Consider the following 1,175-nt stretch of genomic DNA (forward strand, 5'->3'; position numbering starts at 1 on the left):
CGCCATGCCGAGGCGATCGCCCTGGTCGAGGAGGATCCGGAGCTGGCCCGGCACCCGGCGTTGGCCGCGTCGGTGGCCGCCCTGGTCGACGAGGAGCGCGCCGAATACCTGGAGAAGGGCTGATCTAGGCTTCGACGGATGTCCGTATCCTCATTGGACAGTGGCGTGCTCCTGCTGGCCCGGGGCGACGAGATCCTGACGGAACAGGTCGCCGGGGTGGCTGATCGGAGCACCGGTGTCCACTGCGCTCCCGAGACCCGGTTCCAGATCGCCTCGATCAGCAAGCAGATGGCCGCCGCGGCGGTGTTGTCGCTCGCCGAGCGGGGTGTGCTGAGCCTGTCCGATCCGATCGTGCGCTGGCTGCCCAGCCCACCGCCGCAATGGTCCGGCATCACGCTGCACCACCTGCTCACCCACACCTCGGGCCTGGGCCACTGGGAGGAGTACCCGGCGGTCGATCTCGTCGACCCGGCCGAGCCGGACGAACTGCTCGGCTTGTTCGCCGCGGTGCCGCCGCTGTTCCGGCCCGGAGCCGGTTGGCACTACAGCAGCCCCGGCTACGTGCTGTTGGCCCGGACCGTCGAGCGCGCGGCCGACCGGCCGTACGCCGAGTTCCTCGCCGAGGAGGTCTTCGCGCCGCTGGGCATGACGGGCAGCTTCGCCGGTGCGGGCGACGGACGGCCGGACGTGGCGGTCGGACACGAGGGCGGCCGTCCGGTGCCGTCCTGGGACCTGGCGACCGTGAGCATGGGCGCGGGTGACGTCTGGTGCACCGGTACGGACCTGCTCACCTGGCTCGACGTGCCGCGCCGGGGCCGGCTGCTCGCCCAGGCCTCGGTGACGGCGATGACCGCCCCACACGCGCCCACCGGCCGGCCCGGGGAGGCGTACGGCTACGGGTTCTTCGTCGGCCCGCTGGCCGGGAGGCGGGCGCTGCACCACTCGGGGGACAACGGCGGTTACAAGGCGTTCGCCGCCTGGCTGCCCGACTCGGACCAGCGGCTCGTGCTGCTGACCAACCAGGCCGAGGTCGAACCGGTCACGATCACGTCGGTGCTCGGTCCCGCCGAGGTGCGTTGATCGTGTACGGACGCCGACCGGGTGGCGGACGCGCCCTCGGTGCGGGCCAGGGAGACCGACAGGTCGTGGAGGGTCCGGTCGTCGCCTCGGGTGCC

Annotated in this window: 1 protein-coding gene; it reads left to right on the plus strand. The window is 72.6% G+C overall.

Features of this window, described 5'->3' with window-relative positions:
• Positions 1-138 precede the first annotated feature (138 nt).
• Positions 139-1,080, plus strand: a complete 942-nt coding sequence (locus tag AB0B91_RS66325; RefSeq protein ID WP_357662371.1) for a serine hydrolase domain-containing protein — start codon at positions 139-141, stop codon at positions 1,078-1,080.
• The last annotated feature ends 95 nt before the right edge of the window (positions 1,081-1,175 follow it).

This window comes from Nonomuraea sp. NPDC049141 (genome assembly GCF_040648415.1).
Classification (GTDB): domain Bacteria; phylum Actinomycetota; class Actinomycetes; order Streptosporangiales; family Streptosporangiaceae; genus Nonomuraea.